16 protein-coding genes are annotated in these 18,720 nt (G+C 61.0%); 1 reads left to right on the top strand and 15 read right to left on the bottom strand.

What is annotated here, in order from left to right; genetic code table 11:
* Window positions 1-63: 63 nt before the first annotated feature.
* From HU743_RS23080 to HU743_RS23070, 3 genes are read right to left on the bottom strand one after another with little or no spacing between them, the layout of a single operon-like run.
* On the bottom strand, window positions 64-3,126 hold the full coding sequence (locus tag HU743_RS23080; protein WP_186621997.1) for an efflux RND transporter permease subunit: 3,063 nt from the start codon (window positions 3,124-3,126) through the stop codon (window positions 64-66).
* Complete coding sequence (locus HU743_RS23075; protein ID WP_186651415.1) at window positions 3,123-4,187, bottom strand: efflux RND transporter periplasmic adaptor subunit; 1,065 nt, start codon at window positions 4,185-4,187, stop codon at window positions 3,123-3,125. The genes HU743_RS23080 and HU743_RS23075 overlap by 4 nt, the downstream gene beginning before the upstream one ends.
* Window positions 4,184-5,287: an efflux RND transporter periplasmic adaptor subunit gene (locus tag HU743_RS23070; protein ID WP_186651413.1), complete on the bottom strand. Its 1,104-nt coding sequence runs from the start codon at window positions 5,285-5,287 to the stop codon at window positions 4,184-4,186. The genes HU743_RS23075 and HU743_RS23070 overlap by 4 nt, the downstream gene beginning before the upstream one ends.
* Before the next feature lie 222 nt (window positions 5,288-5,509).
* Between HU743_RS23070 and HU743_RS23065 the strand changes: the two genes are divergently transcribed.
* A complete protein-coding gene (locus HU743_RS23065; RefSeq protein WP_186651411.1) occupies window positions 5,510-6,676 on the top strand; it encodes an AAA family ATPase in 1,167 nt (388 codons plus the stop codon).
* A gap of 111 nt (window positions 6,677-6,787) precedes the next feature.
* On the opposite strand, the gene HU743_RS23060 is transcribed toward HU743_RS23065, so the two are convergent.
* The 12 genes from HU743_RS23060 to gshA all read right to left on the bottom strand — a co-directional run bounded on the left by HU743_RS23060 (window position 6,788) and on the right by gshA (window position 18,717).
* On the bottom strand, window positions 6,788-7,660 hold the full coding sequence (locus HU743_RS23060; RefSeq protein WP_186651409.1) for a transporter substrate-binding domain-containing protein: 873 nt from the start codon (window positions 7,658-7,660) through the stop codon (window positions 6,788-6,790).
* Window positions 7,657-8,439 (bottom strand): amino acid ABC transporter ATP-binding protein, encoded by a 783-nt coding sequence (locus HU743_RS23055; RefSeq protein WP_186651407.1) that lies wholly within the window; start codon window positions 8,437-8,439, stop codon window positions 7,657-7,659. The genes HU743_RS23060 and HU743_RS23055 overlap by 4 nt, the downstream gene beginning before the upstream one ends.
* Window positions 8,436-9,095, bottom strand: coding sequence for an amino acid ABC transporter permease (locus HU743_RS23050; protein ID WP_186551532.1), 660 nt, complete (start codon window positions 9,093-9,095; stop codon window positions 8,436-8,438). Before HU743_RS23050 ends, HU743_RS23055 begins: the two co-directional genes overlap by 4 nt.
* Window positions 9,076-9,741 (bottom strand): amino acid ABC transporter permease, encoded by a 666-nt coding sequence (locus HU743_RS23045; protein WP_186651405.1) that lies wholly within the window; start codon window positions 9,739-9,741, stop codon window positions 9,076-9,078. Before HU743_RS23045 ends, HU743_RS23050 begins: the two co-directional genes overlap by 20 nt.
* A 681-nt stretch (window positions 9,742-10,422) precedes the next feature.
* Window positions 10,423-11,220: a MetQ/NlpA family ABC transporter substrate-binding protein gene (locus HU743_RS23040; protein WP_186551534.1), complete on the bottom strand. Its 798-nt coding sequence runs from the start codon at window positions 11,218-11,220 to the stop codon at window positions 10,423-10,425.
* A gap of 165 nt (window positions 11,221-11,385) precedes the next feature.
* A complete protein-coding gene (locus HU743_RS23035) occupies window positions 11,386-12,318 on the bottom strand; it encodes a sigma 54-interacting transcriptional regulator (RefSeq protein ID WP_186551535.1) in 933 nt (310 codons plus the stop codon).
* 52 nt (window positions 12,319-12,370) lie between these two features.
* Window positions 12,371-12,952: an alpha/beta hydrolase gene (locus tag HU743_RS23030; protein WP_186651403.1), complete on the bottom strand. Its 582-nt coding sequence runs from the start codon at window positions 12,950-12,952 to the stop codon at window positions 12,371-12,373.
* A gap of 159 nt (window positions 12,953-13,111) precedes the next feature.
* On the bottom strand, window positions 13,112-13,954 hold the full coding sequence (tauD, locus tag HU743_RS23025; RefSeq protein ID WP_186551537.1) for a taurine dioxygenase: 843 nt from the start codon (window positions 13,952-13,954) through the stop codon (window positions 13,112-13,114).
* A gap of 146 nt (window positions 13,955-14,100) precedes the next feature.
* On the bottom strand, window positions 14,101-14,934 hold the full coding sequence (gene tauC, locus HU743_RS23020; RefSeq protein WP_186651401.1) for a taurine ABC transporter permease TauC: 834 nt from the start codon (window positions 14,932-14,934) through the stop codon (window positions 14,101-14,103).
* Window positions 14,931-15,725: a taurine ABC transporter ATP-binding subunit gene (tauB, locus tag HU743_RS23015; protein ID WP_186621978.1), complete on the bottom strand. Its 795-nt coding sequence runs from the start codon at window positions 15,723-15,725 to the stop codon at window positions 14,931-14,933. The genes tauC and tauB overlap by 4 nt, the downstream gene beginning before the upstream one ends.
* A 16-nt stretch (window positions 15,726-15,741) precedes the next feature.
* On the bottom strand, window positions 15,742-16,719 hold the full coding sequence (tauA, locus tag HU743_RS23010; RefSeq protein ID WP_186651399.1) for a taurine ABC transporter substrate-binding protein: 978 nt from the start codon (window positions 16,717-16,719) through the stop codon (window positions 15,742-15,744).
* 414 nt (window positions 16,720-17,133) lie between these two features.
* Window positions 17,134-18,717, bottom strand: a complete 1,584-nt coding sequence (gshA, locus tag HU743_RS23005) for a glutamate--cysteine ligase (RefSeq protein WP_186551541.1) — start codon at window positions 18,715-18,717, stop codon at window positions 17,134-17,136.
* Window positions 18,718-18,720: the final 3 nt, after the last annotated feature.

Here is an 18,720-nt window from a genome sequence, read left to right as displayed (position 1 = left end):
GGACGTTAACCCAAGCCGTTGCTGCTGTAAGTCAGACCATTCCCAAAGATGCGTGGCCCGCCATCACCGCGCCGCCTGCTCGTCCTTCTGCGGTTCGCGGATCTTGTACCAGGCCACATACAGCGCCGGCAGAAACAACAGCGTCAGCAGCGTTGCCACCACGATCCCGCCAATCATGGCGTAGGCCATCGGCCCCCAGAACACTTCCCGGGCGATCGGGATCATGCCCATGCTCGCGGCCGCCGCGGTCAGCAGGATCGGCCGGCGCCGGTGTTCAGTCGCTTCGACCACCGCATCCCAGGGCGCATAGCCTTTCTGTTCGAACTCATCGATCTGCGTCACCAGAATCACCGAGTTGCGGATGATGATGCCGATCAGCGCGAGAATACCCAGGATCGCCACAAAACCCATCGGCGTACCGGTCGGCACCAGCGCCAGCACCACGCCAATCAGCCCCAGCGGCGCGACACTGGCCACCAGGAACATCTTCTGCACGCTGTGCAACTGGATCATCAGGAAGGTCGCCATCAGAAACAGCATCAACGGCAAGACCTTGGCAATCGGCCCTTGGGCCTTGCCGCTTTCCTCGACCGTACCGCCCGTGGCGACCTTGTAACCGACCGGCAATTTGGCCGCGAAGGCGTCGATCGACGGCTTGAGCAGTTTCACCAGATCGGTCGGCTGGATCTCGTCACGCACCGACGCCTTGATGGTGATGGTCGGCAAGCGATCGCGGCGCCACACCAGCGGCTGCTCCAGTTCATAGCGCACGGTGGCGAACGCCAGCAGCGGAATCGAGGTGCCGCTCGGCGTGACGATTTGCAGGTTTTGCAGGGTCTCCGGCGTCCCGCGCTCGGCATCCACCGCACGGCCGACGACGTTGATCAGGTAGATGTCGTCATCGACCTGGGTCAAGGGTGCGCCGCTGACGATGCTGTTCATCAGGTTCGCCACGTCTTCGGACGACAGCCCGAGCTGGCGTGCCTTGTCCTGGGCAATGTCGATGCGCAGGACCTTGCCCGGCTCGTTCCAGTCATAAATGATCTCGCCGATGTGCGGGTTTTTGTCCAGTTCGGTCGCCAGATCGATGGCGTGCCTGCGCACCTGATCGACGTCCTTGCCGCTGACCCGGTACTGGATCGGACGGCCCACTGGCGGGCCCATTTCCAGCGCCTGCACGTAGCTGCCGATGCCGACGAAGTCTTTGTGCAGACGCTCGCGCAGGCGCTGGCTCAATGCCTCGCGGGCTTCGAAATCCTTGCTGACGATCACCAGTTGCGCGTAGTACGGGTTTTGCAATTGCTGGTCGAGGGGCAGGTAGAAACGGATCGCGCCCTGGCCGATGTAAGTGCTCCAGCGCACGATGTCCGGATCGCCCTTGAGGGTCGCTTCGAGCTTGTCCACTGCTTTGCGGGTTTCGTCGATCGAAGCGTTTTGCGGCAGGTTCAGGTCAACCAGAATCTCCGGACGGTCCGAGGCCGGGAAGAACTGGTTCTGCACAAAGCGCATGCAAAACACCGCCAGCACGAACAACAGCACGGTAATGCCGATGGCCCACCAGCGGTTGCGCATGGCCCACAACAGACCGCCATTGAAGGCGCGACCGATGCGCCCCGGCTCGGCTGCATGCGGCTTCACATTGGCGCTGAGGATGTGCACACCAATCACTGGCGCAAAGAACACCGCCACCACCCACGAGACGATCATCGCCACCGCGATCACCGCAAACAGGGTGTAGGTGTATTCACCCGCGGAGCTGGCATTGAGGCCGATGGGCACGAAACCGGCGACGGTCACCAGCGTACCGGTGAGCATCGGGAACGCCGTCGAGGTATAGGCGAACGTCGCCGCCTGCTCCTTGCTCTCGCCCATTTCCAGGCGCGTGACCATCATTTCCACGGTGATCATCGCGTCGTCCACCAGCAGACCAAGGGCGATGATCAGCGCGCCGAGGGAAATCCGCTGCATGGTGATGCCGCTGTATTCCATGAACACAAACACCATCGCCAGCACCAGCGGGATCGAGCAGGCCACCACCAGACCGGCACGTACGCCGAGGCTGATGAAGCTCACCACCAGCACGATGATCACCGCTTCGAACAAGGCGCTGGTGAAACCGCCCACTGCCTCCTCAACCACCACCGCCTGATCGGACACGGTGTGCACGCCGACGCCTACCGGCAGGTCCGCGGTGAGTTGGTCGATGCGCGCGTGCAAAGCCTTGCCGAACTCCTGAACGTTGCCGCCCTTTTGCATGGCTATCGCCAGGCCAATGGCCGGCTTGCCGTCGAAACGAAATTCCGGCGTTGCCGGATCGACGTAGCCACGGCTGATATCGGCGACATCAGCCAGACGATAAAAACGGTCATTGAGCTTGAGGTTGACCTCGGCCAGATCCTTTTCCGAAGCGAACTGGCCCGAGGTGCGCACGGAAATCCGCTCGGGACCGGCCTCGATCACCCCGGCCGGGGTCACGGCGTTCTGCGATTGCAGGCTTTGCACAACCTGGCGCTGATCAATCCCCAGCGCGGCCAGTTTGCGGGTGGAGAAATTCAGGTAAATGACTTCGTCCTGCTGGCCGACCATTTCGATCTTGCCCAGCCCCGGCACATTGCGAATCTCGGCCCGCGCCTGTTCCACGTAATCGCGCAACTGGCGCATGGTCAGGCCGTCGGCGGTAAAGGCGTACACCGAGCCGTACACGTCACCGAACTCATCGTTGAAGCCCGGCCCTTGAATCCCTTGGGGAAACTGGCCGCGAATGTCGTCGATTTTCTTGCGCACCTGGTACCAGATTTCCGGGATGTCCTTGGCACTGGTGGTGTCGCGCAGGTACACGTACACCGTCGATTCGCCGGGGCGCGTGTAGCTTTTCACGTAGTCGAGGGAATCGAGCTCTTCGAGTTTTTTCTCGATGCGATCGGTGACCTGCTTGAGGGTTTCCTCCTGAGTCGCGCCCGGCCACTTGGTCTGGATCACCATGGTCTTGATGGTGAATGACGGGTCTTCTTCGCGGCCCAGATTGAAGTAGGAAAACACCCCCATGAGCAATCCGACGAACATCAGATACCAGACGAATGACTGATGCTTGAGGGCCCATTCGGAGAGGTTGAAAGAGCCTTTCATTGACTGTCCTCGTCAAGTTTTACCGATTGTCCGGGTTTGAGACTGTTGACGCCGGCGCTGACCACGCGCTCGCCATCCTTCACACCGCCGGCCAGTACCACGCTGCTGTCGGTGCGGCTGATGATCGTGACGTCGCGAGGGCTGACGGTTTTGCTCTGGGTATCGATCACCCAGATCCGCGGTTTGCCCTCGACCTCCTGCAACGCCGTGGCGGGTAACTCGATACGCGGTTTGATCGCTGAGCTGAGGGTCACACTGATTGCCGTGCCGAGGCGAAAACCGTCCGGTGTATCGGTCAGGGTCAGACGTGCGCGGCGGGTACGCGTGGCGCTCTGTGCCTGGGGTTCGATCTCGCGGATGATCGCCGTGGTGTGGATGCTCGGGTCGAGCTGTGCAGCGACCGAAAACACCACGTCGTCGGGAAGCTGATCGACCAGCGTGTCGGGCAGGTCGATCACCGCCTCCTTGATGTCCGGCTGCGCCAGCGTCACCACTTGCTGCCCCGCCGTCACCACCTGCCCGGCCTCGGCGTTCCAGGCGGTGACCACCGCTTTGTGGTCGGCACGCAGTTCGGTGTAGCTGAGTTGGTCCTTGCTCTGGTTGACCGCCGCGCGTGCCTGGTCCAGGGAAGCCTGGGTAGTTTTCAGATCCGTGTTGGCAACGTCCAGTTGCGCCTGGGCGCCAACGCCGCGATCGAACAGCGCCTGCTGCCGCCGTGCACTGGCTTGCGCGTTGATCAGTTGCGCCTGGACCCTGGCCAGATCGCCCTGAGCCGAGCGCAACTGGTTTTGCTGATCGGACGGATCGAGGGTCGCAAGCAACGTGCCCTTCTGCACCTCGGCGCCGACATCGACGTTACGACTGGCGATACGCCCGCCGACGCGGAAACCGGTATTGCTTTCGTAGCGCGCCTGGATGCTCCCGGCAAAGCGGCCGAGATTTTCCTCGCTCAAGGCTTCGACCTTGACCGACAGCACCGGCCGCACCGGCTCCGGCGCGGCTTCCTTTTCCGAGCAGGCGGTGAGTATCAGCGCCATGCACAACAGCCCGAAACGCTTCATGGTTGCGCTCCCGGTTGCAAATCCTTGTAGGTGTTTTCGGCGATTTCGACTTTCATCCCCGGGTGCAGCAATTGCCCACCGGCGACGATGACTTTTTCACCGCCCTTGAGACCCTCGCTGATGATGACTTTGCCGGTCAGGTAGCGGCCAACCGTGACGTTGTGCAATTGCGCTTCACCGTTGCCATCGACCATCCAAACGGCCGGCGCGCTGATGTTCTTGGTCAGTGCCGACCACGGCAATTCGACCGCCGATTTGCCTGAGCCTTTGGCCGTGGCGCTGACCACTGAGCCGAGCTGCATGCCCGGCGGCAGTTTGTCGAGGCTGACCTTGACCTGCACAGTGCCCGATTGCGCCGATACCGCCGGGGTAATCTCGCGCACGGTGCCGGTGGTTTTGACCTGCGGATTATCGAGCAGGCTGACCACAATCGAACGCTCTGCCGGGCGCTCGGCGAGCAGCGATTCGTAAACGTTGAACACTGCGTCGCGGTCGCCATCACGGGCCAGGCTGAAGATCGGTGCGGTGGCCTGCACCACCTGGCCCACTTCGGCCTGGCGCTCGGTGATGATCCCCGGCGCATCGGCGATCAACGCGGTATAGCTGAGCTGGTCCCTGGCGTTGGCCAATTGCGCCTGGGCGGCGCTCAATGCGCTCTGGCTGCTGCGCAACGCCGCTTGTGCCGAATCGTATTCGCTTTGGCTGGTGTAGCCCTTGGGCAGGAGCTTTTGCTGACGGACGAACGCCGCCGCTGCCTGCTTCACGCGGGCCTGTTCGGCAACGACCTGGGCCTGCGCGGAATCAACGTTGGTCTGCAGATCTTTCGGATCGAGTCTGGCCAGCACCTGTTTGGCGGTGACGCGGTCGCCGACGTCGACCATGCGCTGGATGATCTTGCCGCCAACGCGAAATGACAATTGCGTCTGCACGCGTGCCTGCACATCACCGGTGAGGGTCACCGCTGCGGCGTAGTTCGCCGGTTCGACCTCTTGCACAAAGACCCTAGGCAAGTATTCCTGAGCAGGTTTCTTGTCGCCGCAAGCGGTGAGCAACGCCATGGCGCTCAACGCCATCAGCACTTTCAATCCGGGACCCGCCATGCACACTCCTTGGCCTGTAATGCTGCTGTCGAGACGATACGACTTCAGAGCTTAGAACAGGGTTCCACGCTTGCCCGTCCTAATACCAGATTTATATCTGCAGGAGCTGCCGCAGGCTGCGATCTTTTGATCTGATTGAAAACAACACCAAAAAATCGCAGCCTTCGCCAGCTCCTACACGGGTATCGTGTGACGGATTCAGCGTATGCGGAGAAGGATTTCATGCTCAACACCCTGGCGGTGGCCAATTACCGCTCGATCAATAAATTGGTGATTCCACTGGGCCGGCTGAACCTGATCACCGGGCCCAACGGCAGTGGCAAGTCCAACCTCTACCGGGCCTTGCGCCTGCTGGCGGAAACCGCGCAGGGTGGCGTGGTCAATGCGCTGGCTCGCGAAGGCGGGCTGGATTCGACGTTCTGGGCCGGGCCGGAAACCCTCAGCCGGCGCATGCGCAGCGGCGAGGTGGCCATCCAGTCCACGGTTCGCCAGAGCGTGAAACGTCTGCGCCTCGGGTTTGCCGGGGAAGACTTCAGTTATTCGATCAGTCTGGGTCTGCCGGAACCGAGCCAGTCCTGTTTTTCACTCGATCCGCAAATCAAGCGCGAATGCATCTGGGCAGGCCCCGTGTTTCGCCCCGCGAGCCTGCTGGTGGACCGCAACGGCCCGATGGTCCGCGCCCGCGCCCGCGCCGAGCGCACGTGGGAGGTACTGGCGCAACACACGCCGGACTTCGACAGCCTGTTCGATCAGGTCGGCAGCCTGCGCGGTTCGCCGGAGGTCCTTCAGATGCGCGAGTTTATCCGCCGCTGGCGCTTTTACGATCACTTTCGCAGCGACGCCGACGCGCCGGTGCGTCAGCCACAACTGGGCACCCGCACGCCGGTGCTGCATCACGACGGCAGGGACCTGGCAGCGGCGTTGCAGACGATTATCGAAATCGGCGATCCGGAAGCGCTACAGGCGGCAATCAGCGATGCCTTCCCCGGCGCGCGCTTGCACATCGCGCCGTTGGCCGGTGGCCGTTTTGCCATCGAGTTTTATCAGGAAGGCTTGCTGCGGCCGTTATCGGCGGCGGAATTGTCAGACGGCACGTTGCGTTACCTGTTGCTGGTCGCGGCATTGCTGACACCGAGACCACCGACACTGATGGTGCTGAATGAACCGGAAACCAGCCTGCATCCGGATCTGCTGCCGGCGCTGGCACGCCTGATCATCCGCGCTTCGCAGCAGTGCCAGGTGTGGGTGGTGTCCCATGCGCGGCGATTGATCTCGGCGTTGCAGGAAGATCCAGATTGCAACTGCATCGTGCTGGAGAAGACGCTGGGGCAGACCGGGATTGTCGGCCAGCGGGTGCTGGATGAACCGGCGTGGCATTGGCCTGACTAAGCGGTGGCTGAAAAATTCGCGAGCAGGCTCGCTCCCACAGGAGGCCGCGTACCACTGTGGGAGCGAGCCTGCTCGCGAAGGCAATTTCAGCGTCACTACTGAATCAACGGCTCAACCCTGCCACTTGCCGCCTTCGACAATCACACTCTCAGGCCGGGTGTCATCACTCAGCTCCTTGCGCACATATTGGTCATACAGCTTGAGCAGATACTTCTCTTCCCCAAGCTTCGCCAGCTCAGCGTTGACCCAATCGCGCAACTCGACATTGCCCTTCTTCACCGCCGGCGCAATCGGCGCTTCTGCCCCGAGTTTTTCCTCCAGCACGCGATAGCCGGGGTTCTGCTTGGCCCAACTGAACAGCACCAGATTGTCCTGCGCATAGGCATCGCCGCGACCGTTGGCCAAGGCTTGCAGCGACTCGGAATTTTTCTCGAACTTGAGCAGCTTCCAGTCCGGGTGGTTTTTGGTCAGCCAGATATCCGCCGTGGTGCCGGTCGTGACAATGGTGGTGCGAGTCGCCAGGTCATCGAGTTTTTTCACCGAGCTGCCCTGCGGTACCAGTGCCTGCACCGCGACCTTGAGGTTCGGGTTGGTAAATTCCACCGCTTCCCGGCGCTCCGGGGTCACGGTCATGTTGGCCAGGATCAGGTCGACCTTGTCGCTTTGCAGAAACGGGATGCGGCTCGCCGGTTCCACGGCAACGAATTCGACCTTGTTCTCATCGCCGAGCAGGTCCTTGGCGAAGCGCCGACCGATGTCGGTATCGAAGCCGACGTAGCGTCCGGCCTCATCGACGAAACCGAACGGTGGCTTGTCGGTGAACACGCCGACGATCAGTTTGTCGCGGGCTTTGATCTTGTCCAGATAACTCGCCGGGGCCGCACTTTCGCTGGCAACTTTGGGTTTGGGCGGTGCTTCGGTCTTACCGCAACCGGCGAGCAAGGCGAGGCTGAGCAGAGGCATTAAAAAAGCGGCAGTTTTCATAGCGGTTCCAGTTCCTTTGTCGGATTCGTTTTGGGCAGTGTGGCAACGAAGGAGAATTTCTCCAGGAACTGCTGCGCGCGTGCGGTTTGCGGGTTCGTAAAGAAAATCTCGGGGGGGTTCTGTTCAAGGATGCGCCCGGCATCCATGAACACGATGCGGTCGGCCACCGCGCGGGCGAAGGCCATTTCATGGGTGACGATCAACAGGGTCATGCCCTCGCGGGCCAGGCCCTGAATGACCTGCAGCACTTCCTTGACCATTTCCGGATCGAGGGCGGCAGTGACTTCGTCGAACAGCATCACCCGCGGATTCATGCACAGCGAACGGACGATGGCGATGCGTTGCTGCTGACCGCCGGAGAGCTGGCGCGGGAACGCGTCGCGCTTGTCCAGCAGGCCGACGCGCTCCAGCAAGGCTTCGGCCTGCTGTTGCGCTTCGCGACGCTGACGCTTTTGCACCTTGAGCGGACCGAGCAACAGATTGTCGAGCACGCTCATGTGCGGAAACAGGTGGTAACTCTGAAACACCATGCCGATCTGCTGCCGGATGTCGCGCCAGTCGGTGGCCTTATCGAGCAGTTCGCGCCCGGCGAATGTCATGCTGCCGCTGTGCGCCGTTTCCAGGCCGTTGAGGCAGCGCAGCAAGGTACTTTTGCCGCAGCCGCTGGGGCCGAGAATGACGATGACCTCGCCACTCTGCACGCGCAGATCAATGCCGTTGAGCACCTGTTGCTCGCCGTAGAATTTGTTGAAACCGCGAAACTCGATCAATGCGCTCATGCTTGCGTCCAGCGCCGCTCCAGCACGCGCGAGGCGGCCGAGAGCGGGTAGCAGATGAAGAAGAAAAACAGGAACAGCGCGCCGTAGATCAGTACCGATTCGTAGGTGCGCTCGATGATCTGCTGACCGACCTTGATCACGTCGACCACACCGATCAGCACCGCCAGCGAACTGGTCTTGATGATCCGCGTGTAGACGTTGATGGTGGGTGGCGTCATGCGTTTGAGCGCCTGCGGCAGCAGCACGTAGCCGTAAAGCTGCGCCGCGTTCAGGCCAATCGACAGCCCGGCTTCACGCTGCCCGCGCGGCAGGGAATGCAGCGCACCGCGCGCCACTTCGCCGACCTCGCTGGCGCCCCACAGCGACAGGACCAGCACCGCACACCAGAAGCTCGGCAGGCTCAGGCCAAGGAAAATCGGCAGGCCGAAAAACAGCAGGTACAACCAGACCAGCACCGGGATCGCCCGGAACAGCTCCAGGTAGACCCGCAGAATTGCGTTGAGCCAAGACACATTGAGTGTGCGCAACACGCCATAGAGCACGCCGCCGACGGTACTGATGGCAATGCTCAGAAACGAGATCGACAAGGTTTGCCCGGCGCCCTTGGCCAATTGCGGCAACGACACCCAAAGCAACTCAAGACCCGAACTGGCCATGCTGGAGCCTCCTTTCCAGGCGGCTGAGCAGCAGCGACAGCGGCAGGAATAACAACACGCAAATCAGCGTCAACACGGCGAGCATTTCGTAGGTTTTGTAATAGAGCGCGATGTAGCTCTTGGTGGTGTAGAGAATTTCCGGCACCGCCACCGCCGAGACCACGGTGGTTTCCTTGAGCAGGAATATGAAGTTGGCGAACAGCGACGGCAGGCTGAGGATCCCCGCTTGCGGCAAGATCACGTAGCGCAGCAATTGACCGTGGGACAAGCCGATCGAGCGGCCGGATTCCAGTTGTGCCTCGGGCACCGCATCGACGCCGGCACGCAGCACTTCGGTGAGATAAGCACCGCCGAGAAAAGTCATGGTGATGATCGCAGCCGTAAACCCGGAGACCTTGATGCCCAGAGCCGGCAGCGCGAAGTAAACGAAAAACAGCTGGATCAGCAATGGCGTATTGCGCGCCAGCTCGACGTACACACCGACCACCCTGTGCAGATAAGGCGTGCGCAACACCAGAATCGTCGCATTGAGCAGCGCCACCAGCAGCGAAGTGCCGATCGCGATGAATCCGACCTGCAGCGTCACGCCCACGGCTTTGAGAAAGGCCGGCAGAGTGCTGAGAATAAACGCGTAATCGAAAGTCATGAAGCGTCCTGACGCCCCTCGGTAAGCGGCGGTGATGCAATCCATGGACAGCGGGTGGCTGTCCGGCAGGCACTGACTTTATAGGTATAAAAACCGGAATTTAAATACTGTTAAAGCATATTGATATCACCCAAAAAACTATCCTGTGGGTTTGCCGGGAAGGAATAAGAAGGCTATTTTCCTTTTCGCTGTAGGAAGGATCTTTTTTTCAGGAAAGCCCTCCAAGGACGAACAGCTTTTGGCCAGACTCCCGGCCGAACTATCACAAGGAAGATAAATATGGCTGACGTAAAAGCACCCCAGCGACTGGACCCGCAGGATATTGTGAAGTGGCTGATGGCGTTGCGCCGGGCAGTGAAAGCGCAGGGTCTGAAGTAACGGCCAGATCAAAATCGCAGCGCTCAGCCGGTATTACACATCAATCCGGAAGCTGCGATTTTTTACTTCGAGCGCCGAACAGTGTGGCGAGGGAGCTTGCTCCCGCTGGAGGCCGAAGGACTCCTTGTTGCAGTCTGTTGCGTAGATTGAGTTAGCTTGATTACGACTGCTGCGCAGCCGAGCGGGAGCAAGCTCCCTCGCCACATAGTCATATACCAGCCTCCCGATACACAGACGAAAACGCCGATGTCCATCGCTGGCCATCGGCGTTTTTACATGTGCAGCGGATTCCCAAACGTTGAATCAGAACGCCGGAAGTACCGCGCCGCTGTACTTCTTCTCGATGAACGCTTTGACTTCCGGGCTGGTCAGGGCCTTGGCCAGTTTCTGGATCGCGTCGCTGTTCTTGTTGTCCTCACGGGCTACCAGGAAGTTCACGTACGGCGAATCGGCGCCTTCGATCAACAGCGCGTCTTTCTGCGGATTGAGCTTGGCTTCCAGCGCGTAGTTGGTATTGATCATGTCCAGATCAACTTCGTTCAGCACCCGTGGCAGCAGCGCCGATTCCAGTTCCTTGAACTTGAAGTTATGCGGGTTCTTGGCGATGTCTTTCGGCGTCGCCACGGCGTTTTTCGGGTCTTTGAGTTCGATCAGGCCGGCCTTCTGCAGCAGGATCAGCGCACGACCGCTGTTGCTGCCTTCGTTGGGGATGGCGATGGTCGCGCCGTCCGGCAGTTCAGCCAAGGTCTTGTACTTGCTCGAATAACCGCCGAACGGTTCAACGTGAACACCTTGCACGGTTACCAGGTACTTCGACTTGTCGTCCTTGTATTTACCCTGGTTAAAGCTGTTCAGGTACGGCAGGGTCTGAAAGTAGTTGGCGTCCAGACGCTTCTCGCCAACCTGTACGTTGGGCTGCACGTAGTCGGTGAAGACTTTGATTTGCAGATCCACGCCTTCTTTGGCCAGGGTCGGCTTGATCAGCTCGAGAATTTCAGCGTGCGGCACCGGCGTTGCGGCAACCACCAGTTTCTCGCCGGCGTTGGCGAAAGAAGCCGTCAGAGCAGCCGCCAATGCGGTAAACAACAGAACCTTTTTCATGCAGTGTCCTTATCGAAAATCACGGTCGTCATCGACGACGGCATTAATACGTGTGCCAGTGAAGTGATATCGCTGACGTGAGGCGACAATACCGGGATTATTTATTCCCGGACAATAACGTTTATTCAGCTTCATATTCCATTTTGTTCATGTTGAACAAAATGGTCACAGCCCCTCGCTCAAGCGAATCAGGAGCTCTTTCAATGCCTTACGCTCAGCAGCGCTGCCGCCGATGTTGATTTGCTTCACCAGACGTTCGATGTGAAGCGGCGGCGCAGACGCTTCGGGCAGATTGAGATGCTCCGGCAGGATCTCATCGCCAGTACTGACCAACAGGGCGAAGTGAATGACGTTTTCCAGCTCGCGGGTGTTGCCCGGCCAGGCATGTTGCTCAAGCACGTGCTGCGCCGCTTCGCTGATCAACGGCACAGGCAAGGCGAGGCGCTGGCTGTAGATGCCGAGGAAATACTCGGCCAGAGGCAAGATATCGCCGGTTCGCGCACGCAACGCCGGCAATTCCAGATGGCCCTCGCTGAGGTAGTGATAGAGCCGCTCGTGGAATTTTCCGGCGTCCACGGCCTGGGCCAGATCGATGCTGGTCGCAGCGACCAAACGGACATCCACCGGGCTCGGCTGAGGCGCGCCGACGCGGGTTACTTCGTGATTTTCCAGCGCCGCAAGCAATTTGATCTGGATCGGCAGCGGCAAGTCGCCGATTTCATCCAGGTACAAAGTGCCGCCATTGGCCGAACCGAACCAGCCAGCGCGACTGCTGGCCGAACCGCTGTAGCTGCCGGCGGCATAGCCGAACAATTCGGCATCGGCGTAGGTCGGGCTGATGGCCCCGCAGTTGACCGAGACGAACAGACCGCTGCGATCACTGGCGCGATGGATATGCCGGGCGAGCAGTTCTTTACCGGTGCCGGTCTCGCCGCGAATCAATACGGAAAGCGAGCGCGGGGCCAATTGTTCGAGTTCTTCGCGCAACTGACGCGAGCGCGGATCGACAAACACCAGCGCCTTGGCGCGAATGCTCAGGGGGCTTTTTTCCGCATCGGGAAAGGTCAGCAACGGCTGGCCGAACGTTTCGAAACTCATGGCAGACTCCCGCCCAAACCGCCTGGAGGCGGCGGCGTTGAAAAAAAAGAAATCAGGCGCGCCGGCGGGCGTGATGCTCCATGCGGTTTTGCAGGCGGTAGAGGTAAGCAAACCCCTGCTCCCAACGCTGGTGCCCGGATTTGACATTGATGTGCCCGGCACCGGCGAGAATCCCCGCCTCGGCGCCCCAGTTGCGCGCCAGCTCCAACGCACGTGGCGCACTCACGGCGGCGTCGTTGTCGGAGCCGACGACTTGACTGGGAAAGGGCAGTAAATCGGTGGGAATCGGCGCAAAGTTGCGCAGCGCCGGAGCACAGGCCGGGCGTTCGACATCCGCCGGGGCGACCAGCAAGGCACCGCGTACCTGACGCAGGGAGTGCAGCGGCGCGGTGGCCGCCCAATGGGCAACGGTGATGCAGCCGAGGCTGTGCGCAATGAGAATTACCGGCGTGCTATCGGCGGCGATCGCTTCGGCCAATGCCGCGACCCAATCTTCGCGGCGCGGCGTCAGCCAGTCGGCTTGCTCGACCCGGGCGCTGTTGGGCAGGCTGTTTTGCCAGTGGGTTTGCCAATGGTCATCTGGCGATCCTTGCCAGCCCGGCACAATCAGGTAGCGGATTGATTCGTTGCGCATGGGGAGCTCTCCTGCGTCGTGTCTGTTCGTGACCGAGTATAGGGAGAGGATTTATATTCGTTAAGGAATAAGAAGCTATTTATTAATATCTGGCTGGAATATCAAATCTGGCGCGACATCTGGGATGCTTCCTTGTAGCAAGGGCCATTCGCGATGCGCTCAGCGGAAAAACGGCACGTCGCCCAGCACCGTGGCCCGTTGCATTACTCGCCGCGCCGGTCGGTAGTCATCCACGGCGTAATGTTGCGTCACGCGGTTGTCCCAAAACGCAATATCGTCCTGCTGCCAACGCCAGCGCACGGTGAATTCCGGTCGGGTGGCATGGGCGAAGAGAAACTTCAGGATCGCCTCGCTCTCGGTCTCCGACAGCTCATTGATCTTCGAGGTGAAGCCCTCGTTGACGAACAGCGAACGTCGCCCGCTGACCGGATGGGTGCGAATCACCGGGTGTGACAGCGGTGGATTCTTGCGCCGCGCCTCCTCCCACTGCGCCAGCGCGTCGGGCGTGTTGCCGTAGCGCTCGAGCGGAAACGAGCGGGTGAAATCGTGGGTCGCGGTCAGGCCTTCAAGCAAGCTTTTCAGCGGCGCCGACAACGCCTCATACGCGGCAATGCCGCTGGCCCACAAGGTATCGCCGCCGTACGCCGGCAACAACTTGGCGCTGAGCACCGCGCCCATCGCCGGCGTTGGCAAAAAGGTTACGTCGGTGTGCCAGATGGCGTTGTCACGCACGTCGGTGACAGCGGTGTCGAGGATCAGAACTTCCGGTTGTTCCGGCACGTTCGGGTAGATCGGGTGGATGTGCAGGTCGCCGAAATAATGCGCGAAACGTGCCTGCTGCGCCGGCTCGATCGGCTGATTGCGAAAGAACAGCACTTGATACTTGAGCAGCGCCTGCTCGATGGCGTCGCGGGTTGGCGGGTTCAACGGCTGGCTGATGTCGACGCCGTCGATTTGCGCGCCGAGGGCCGAGCTTAATGGGGTGATGTTGAGAGTGCTCATGGTGGTTCTCTTCAAATTCGGGGGAATCAAGCTTTTGTAGGAGTGAGCCTGCTCGCGAATGCGGACTGTCAGGCGCGACTGCAGTGACTGATCCAGCGCTTTCGCGAGCAGGCTCGCCCCCACAGTGGGTGTTCACATGAAAGCTGTCAGTGCGCCTGGCCGTGCCACGGCACCAGTTTGCGTTGCAGCGCGCGCAGGCCCATTTCCATGGCGAAGGCAATCAGGGCAATGACCAGAATCCCCAGCACCACCACGTCGGTAACCAGAAACTGCGCGGCCGACTGCACCATGAAACCCAAACCGCTGGTGGCGGCGATCAGTTCGGCGGCAACCAGGGTTGACCAGCCCACCCCCAGGCCGATGCGCACGCCGGTGAGGATGTCCGGCAATGCACTGGGCAAAATCACATGGCGAATCAGTTGCGCGCGAGTGGCGCCCAACGACTGCGCCGCGCGCAATTTCGCCGGGTCTACGGTGCGCACGCCGGTCGCGGTGGCGATGGCAATCGGCGCGAAAATCGCAAGATAGATCAGCAGCACTTTCGACAGCTCGCCGATGCCGTACCAGATCACGATCAGCGGCAGATAGGCCAGCGGTGGAATCGGTCGGTAGAACTCGATCAGCGGATCGAGCACACCCCGGGCGATGCGATTGGCACCAATGGCGATGCCCACCGGCACTGCCGTGAGAATCGCAAAGACCAGGCCCAGACCGATGCGACTCAGGCTCGCGCCCAAGTGCTGCCACAAGGTCGAATCCATGTAGCCCGAAGCCGCCAGCAGCCAGCCTTTTTGCAGCACGGCGGAGGGTGGCGGCAGGAACAGCGGTTCGATCAGACCGGTAGCAGTCACCGCCCACCAGACCGCCAACAGGGCGAAGAGGGTCAGCAGGCTGATCCAGCGTGTACTCAGGCTGCGGCGTACCGGCAGGATCACCGAAGGCGTCTTTACCGTCGCAGCGCTTACGTCGTAACTGCTCATGCGCGCTCCTGCCGTTGCACGGCACTGCGTTGCGAAAACACTTTGCTCAGCACGTGCTCGCGGGTTTCGATAAAACGCGGATCGGACTTGATTGCCCGGGCCGGCTCGCCAGCGGCATAACGCTGACCGAAGTCCAGCGCCAGACGCTCGACGATCTGCCCCGGATTCGGCGCCAGCAAAATCAGATCCGTAGCGAGGAATACCGCCTCTTCAATGTCGTGGGTAATCAGAAAAACCGGTTTGGCGGTGCGCTGCCAGACTTGCAGCAACAGCTCCTGCATCTGCTCGCGGGTGAACGCGTCGAGGGCGCCGAACGGTTCGTCCATCAGCAGCACCCGAGGGTCGGCGGCGAGGGCACGAGCAAGGCCGACACGCTGTTTCTGGCCGCCGGAAAGCTGCCAGATGCGCCGCTCTTCGAAACCGGCCAGATCGACCAGCGCAAGCATTTCACGGGCGCGCTGTTCGCGTTTGGGCTTGGCGACGCCGGCCAGTTCCAGGCCAAACGCGACGTTGCCCAGCACATTCTGCCAAGGCAGCAAGGCGTCATCCTGGAACACCACGCCGCGCTCGGCGCTCGGGCCTTTGACCGGCACGCCATCGAGGGTGATGCGTCCGGCGCTCGGATCGACAAAACCGGCGATCAGGTTCAACAGCGAAGTCTTGCCACTGCCGGACGGGCCGAGGGCGACCAGCAACTGCCGGGGTCCCAGGGTCAGAGAAATATCCGCCAGCACAGGTTCCGGGCTGCCCGGGTACTGTGCGCTGATGCGCTCCAGCTGTAGCAAGGCCATCGCGGTCGACTCCCGATCAGTTAGTGATGTATTTGGCGCTGACGTACGGCGCGTAGTCCGGCAGCACCGCCTCGACTTTGCCCTGCTCCTTGAGGAACACGGCCGTGTCGGTGATGGCTTTGGTGGTCGGCGCACCGAGGTCACTGACCTGATCCGCCGCCAGCGGGTAGACGTTGCCTTGCAGCAGCAACGGAATGTCGCTGGCCTTGGCGCCGGAGAGTTTCACCAGTTTGTCGACGTTGGACTGATTGGCGAGCCAGGCTTTCGGATCCTTGCGGTAGTCGGCGTAGGCGTCGAGGGTGACTTTGGCGAAGGCGGTGACAATTTCCGGGTGCCTGGCGGCGAAGTCTTTACGCACGATCCACGCATCGAAGGTCGGCGCGCCGAATTTGGCCAGTTCGCCGGAGGTGATCAGCACTTTGCCGTTTTCCTTGGCGACGCCGAGGGCCGGGTCCCAGACGTAAGTGGCATCGATATCACCGCGCTTCCACGCCGCGATGATCGCCGGCGGAGCGAGGTTGAGTACGGTGACCTTCGACGGATCGATATTCCAGTGCTTCAGCGCCGCCAGCAGGCTGTAGTGCCCAGTGGACACGAACGGCACAGCGATTTTCTTGCCGATCAGATCTTGCGGCGTTTTGATGCCGGAACCCTCACGCGCGACCAGGGCTTCAGCGGCGCCGATCTGCGTGGCAATGAGGAACGTTTCGACCGGGACTTTGCGGGTGATCGCGGCGGTCAACGGGCTGGAACCGAGGTAGCCGATCTGCACATCGCCGGACGCGATGGCGGCGATGACGTCGGCGCCGTTGTCGAATTTGCGCCAGCTGATATCGGCCTGGGTGGCTTTTTCGTAGGCGCCATCGGCCTGAGCGACTTTCGCCGGATCAACGGTGGTTTGGTAGGCGACGGTGAGGTCGGCGGCCTGAGCAAGGAAACTTGCGGCCGCCAGCGAAGCGACGGCGAGCAGGCGAAGCGGGACATTCAGTTTCAATTGAGAGCTCCATATCAGGCGACCGAGCGTCGGCGTGAATGGAGACTAAATGATCTAAGAATCAAGAAATAAATAACTTTTTAGAATGAGCTTATGAGCGGAAAAATCTAAGCCAGCCGACCGATCGTTCCCACGCTCTGCGTGGGAATGCAGCCGGTGACGCTCCGCGTCACATGGGACGCAGAGCGTCCCTTGAGGCGTTACCACGCGGAGCGTGGGAACGATCATGTACGAGCGAGAAAAATCCAAGCGCAGTTGGCGGTTGGCACCTGTGGCGAGGGAGCTTGCTCCCGCTGGAGGCCGAAGGACTCCCACTTCCATTCATCACGTTGCGTCTGGCGCACCAGTTTGAATGAGTTGACGACTGCTGCGCAGCCGAGCGGGAGCAAGCTCCCTCGCCACAGGGGAATTTGCTCAGTTGCTGATGGCGAGGATGCTCGCCTGATACGCCCCGACAAACACATCAAAATCGCCAACCTCGTTCTGCTCAAGCTCGGTCTGCTGCGCCAGCGACGCGCGCGCCAGCTCTTCGAACTTCGCCTGTTCATCCGCAGCCAATGGCTCGCTGCGAAAAAATTCGGCATGCGCCTGGCTCTGACGCAGGGAGAATTGCGCAAAGCTTTCCTTGTGCTCGGCCATCGCCGCCAGCACCTGCGCCGATGGCGTCAGGGACGGGTCGCTGACTTTCGCCAACTGCGCATCCAGTGCCTTGCTGTGCGCATCACCGCCAACGCTTTGGTCCAGTAGCGCGGCCAGCGGAGCAATCTGCTCGAGCAATTCGGCGGCCCACTGTTTCATCTCGACCGGCTGGCCGTCACGCTGCAATTGCAGGCCCGGACGGCGACCTTCCTTGACCACGCTGAGGAAGTTCGAGGTGGCATTGCCGCAGGTGGTGTTGGTCAGCAGCGGACTGTCGTTCAGTGCGCAATACAGCAGGAACGCGTCGATGAAACGCGACTCGGTGAGGTCGATGCCCATCGGCAGGAACGGGTTGATGTCCAGGCAACGCACTTCGACGTACTGGATGCCGCGCGCCATCAGCGCCTGGATCGGCCGCTCGCCGGTGTACGTCACACGTTTGGGGCGGATGTTGGAGTAGTACTCGTTTTCGATCTGCAGGATGTTGGTGTTGAGCTGGACCCACTCGCCATCCTTGTGCGTACCGACTTCGACGTACGGCGCGTACGGCGTGGCCACGGCTTTGCGCAGGCTGTCGGTGTAGCTCGCCAGGTCGTTGTAGCATGGCGTCAGGCCGGCCTGGGCGTTGCTCTGATAACCGAGATCGCTCATGCGCAGGCTGGTCGCGTACGGCAGATACAGCGTGTCCGGATCGAGCTGTTCCAACTGATGCGAACGGCCGCGCAGGAAACCGGCGTCCAGCGCCGGCGACGCCCCGAACAGGTACATCAGCAGCCAGCTGTAGCGACGGAAGTTGCGGATCAGGGCGATGTACGACACCGACTGGAAATCGCGGTCCGTACCGACGAAACCTTCGGCCTCGCGCAGCAGCGGCCAGAGTTGTTCCGGCAGCGAGAAATTGTAGTGAATCCCGGCGATGCACTGCATGGTCTTGCCATACCGCAGGGCCAGGCCCTTGCGGTAGACGTACTTGAGCTGACCGATGTTGGAGGTGCCGTAATAGGCGATCGGGATGTCTTCCTCGGCCGGCAACGGGCACGGCATCGATGGACTCCACAGGTACTCGTTGCCGAGCTTGCTGTAGGCAAAACGGTGAATCTTGTCCAGGCTCGCCAGCGTGTCGGCAGGGTTCGGCAAGGCCGGCGTGATGAATTCCAGCAGCGACTCGGAGTAGTCGGTGGTGATCTGTTCGTTGGTCAGCGCGGAACCCAGGGCTTCGGGGTGCGGCGTTTGCGCCAGGCGACCTTCACTGGTCACGCGCAGGCATTCACGTTCGATACCGTGCAGGCACTGCTTGAGCAGGGAGAGGTTAGCGCGCTCGCCGAGCAGAGCCAGGCGGCGGTTGAGAAGTTCGCTCAATTT

Origin of the sequence: Pseudomonas sp. SWRI99 (assembly GCF_014270125.1) — a bacterium.
GTDB classification, from domain to species: Bacteria; Pseudomonadota; Gammaproteobacteria; order Pseudomonadales; family Pseudomonadaceae; genus Aquipseudomonas; species Aquipseudomonas hamedanensis.
Note: the sequence above shows the minus strand (reverse complement) of the source record. Positions and strands in the feature narration are given on the sequence as shown.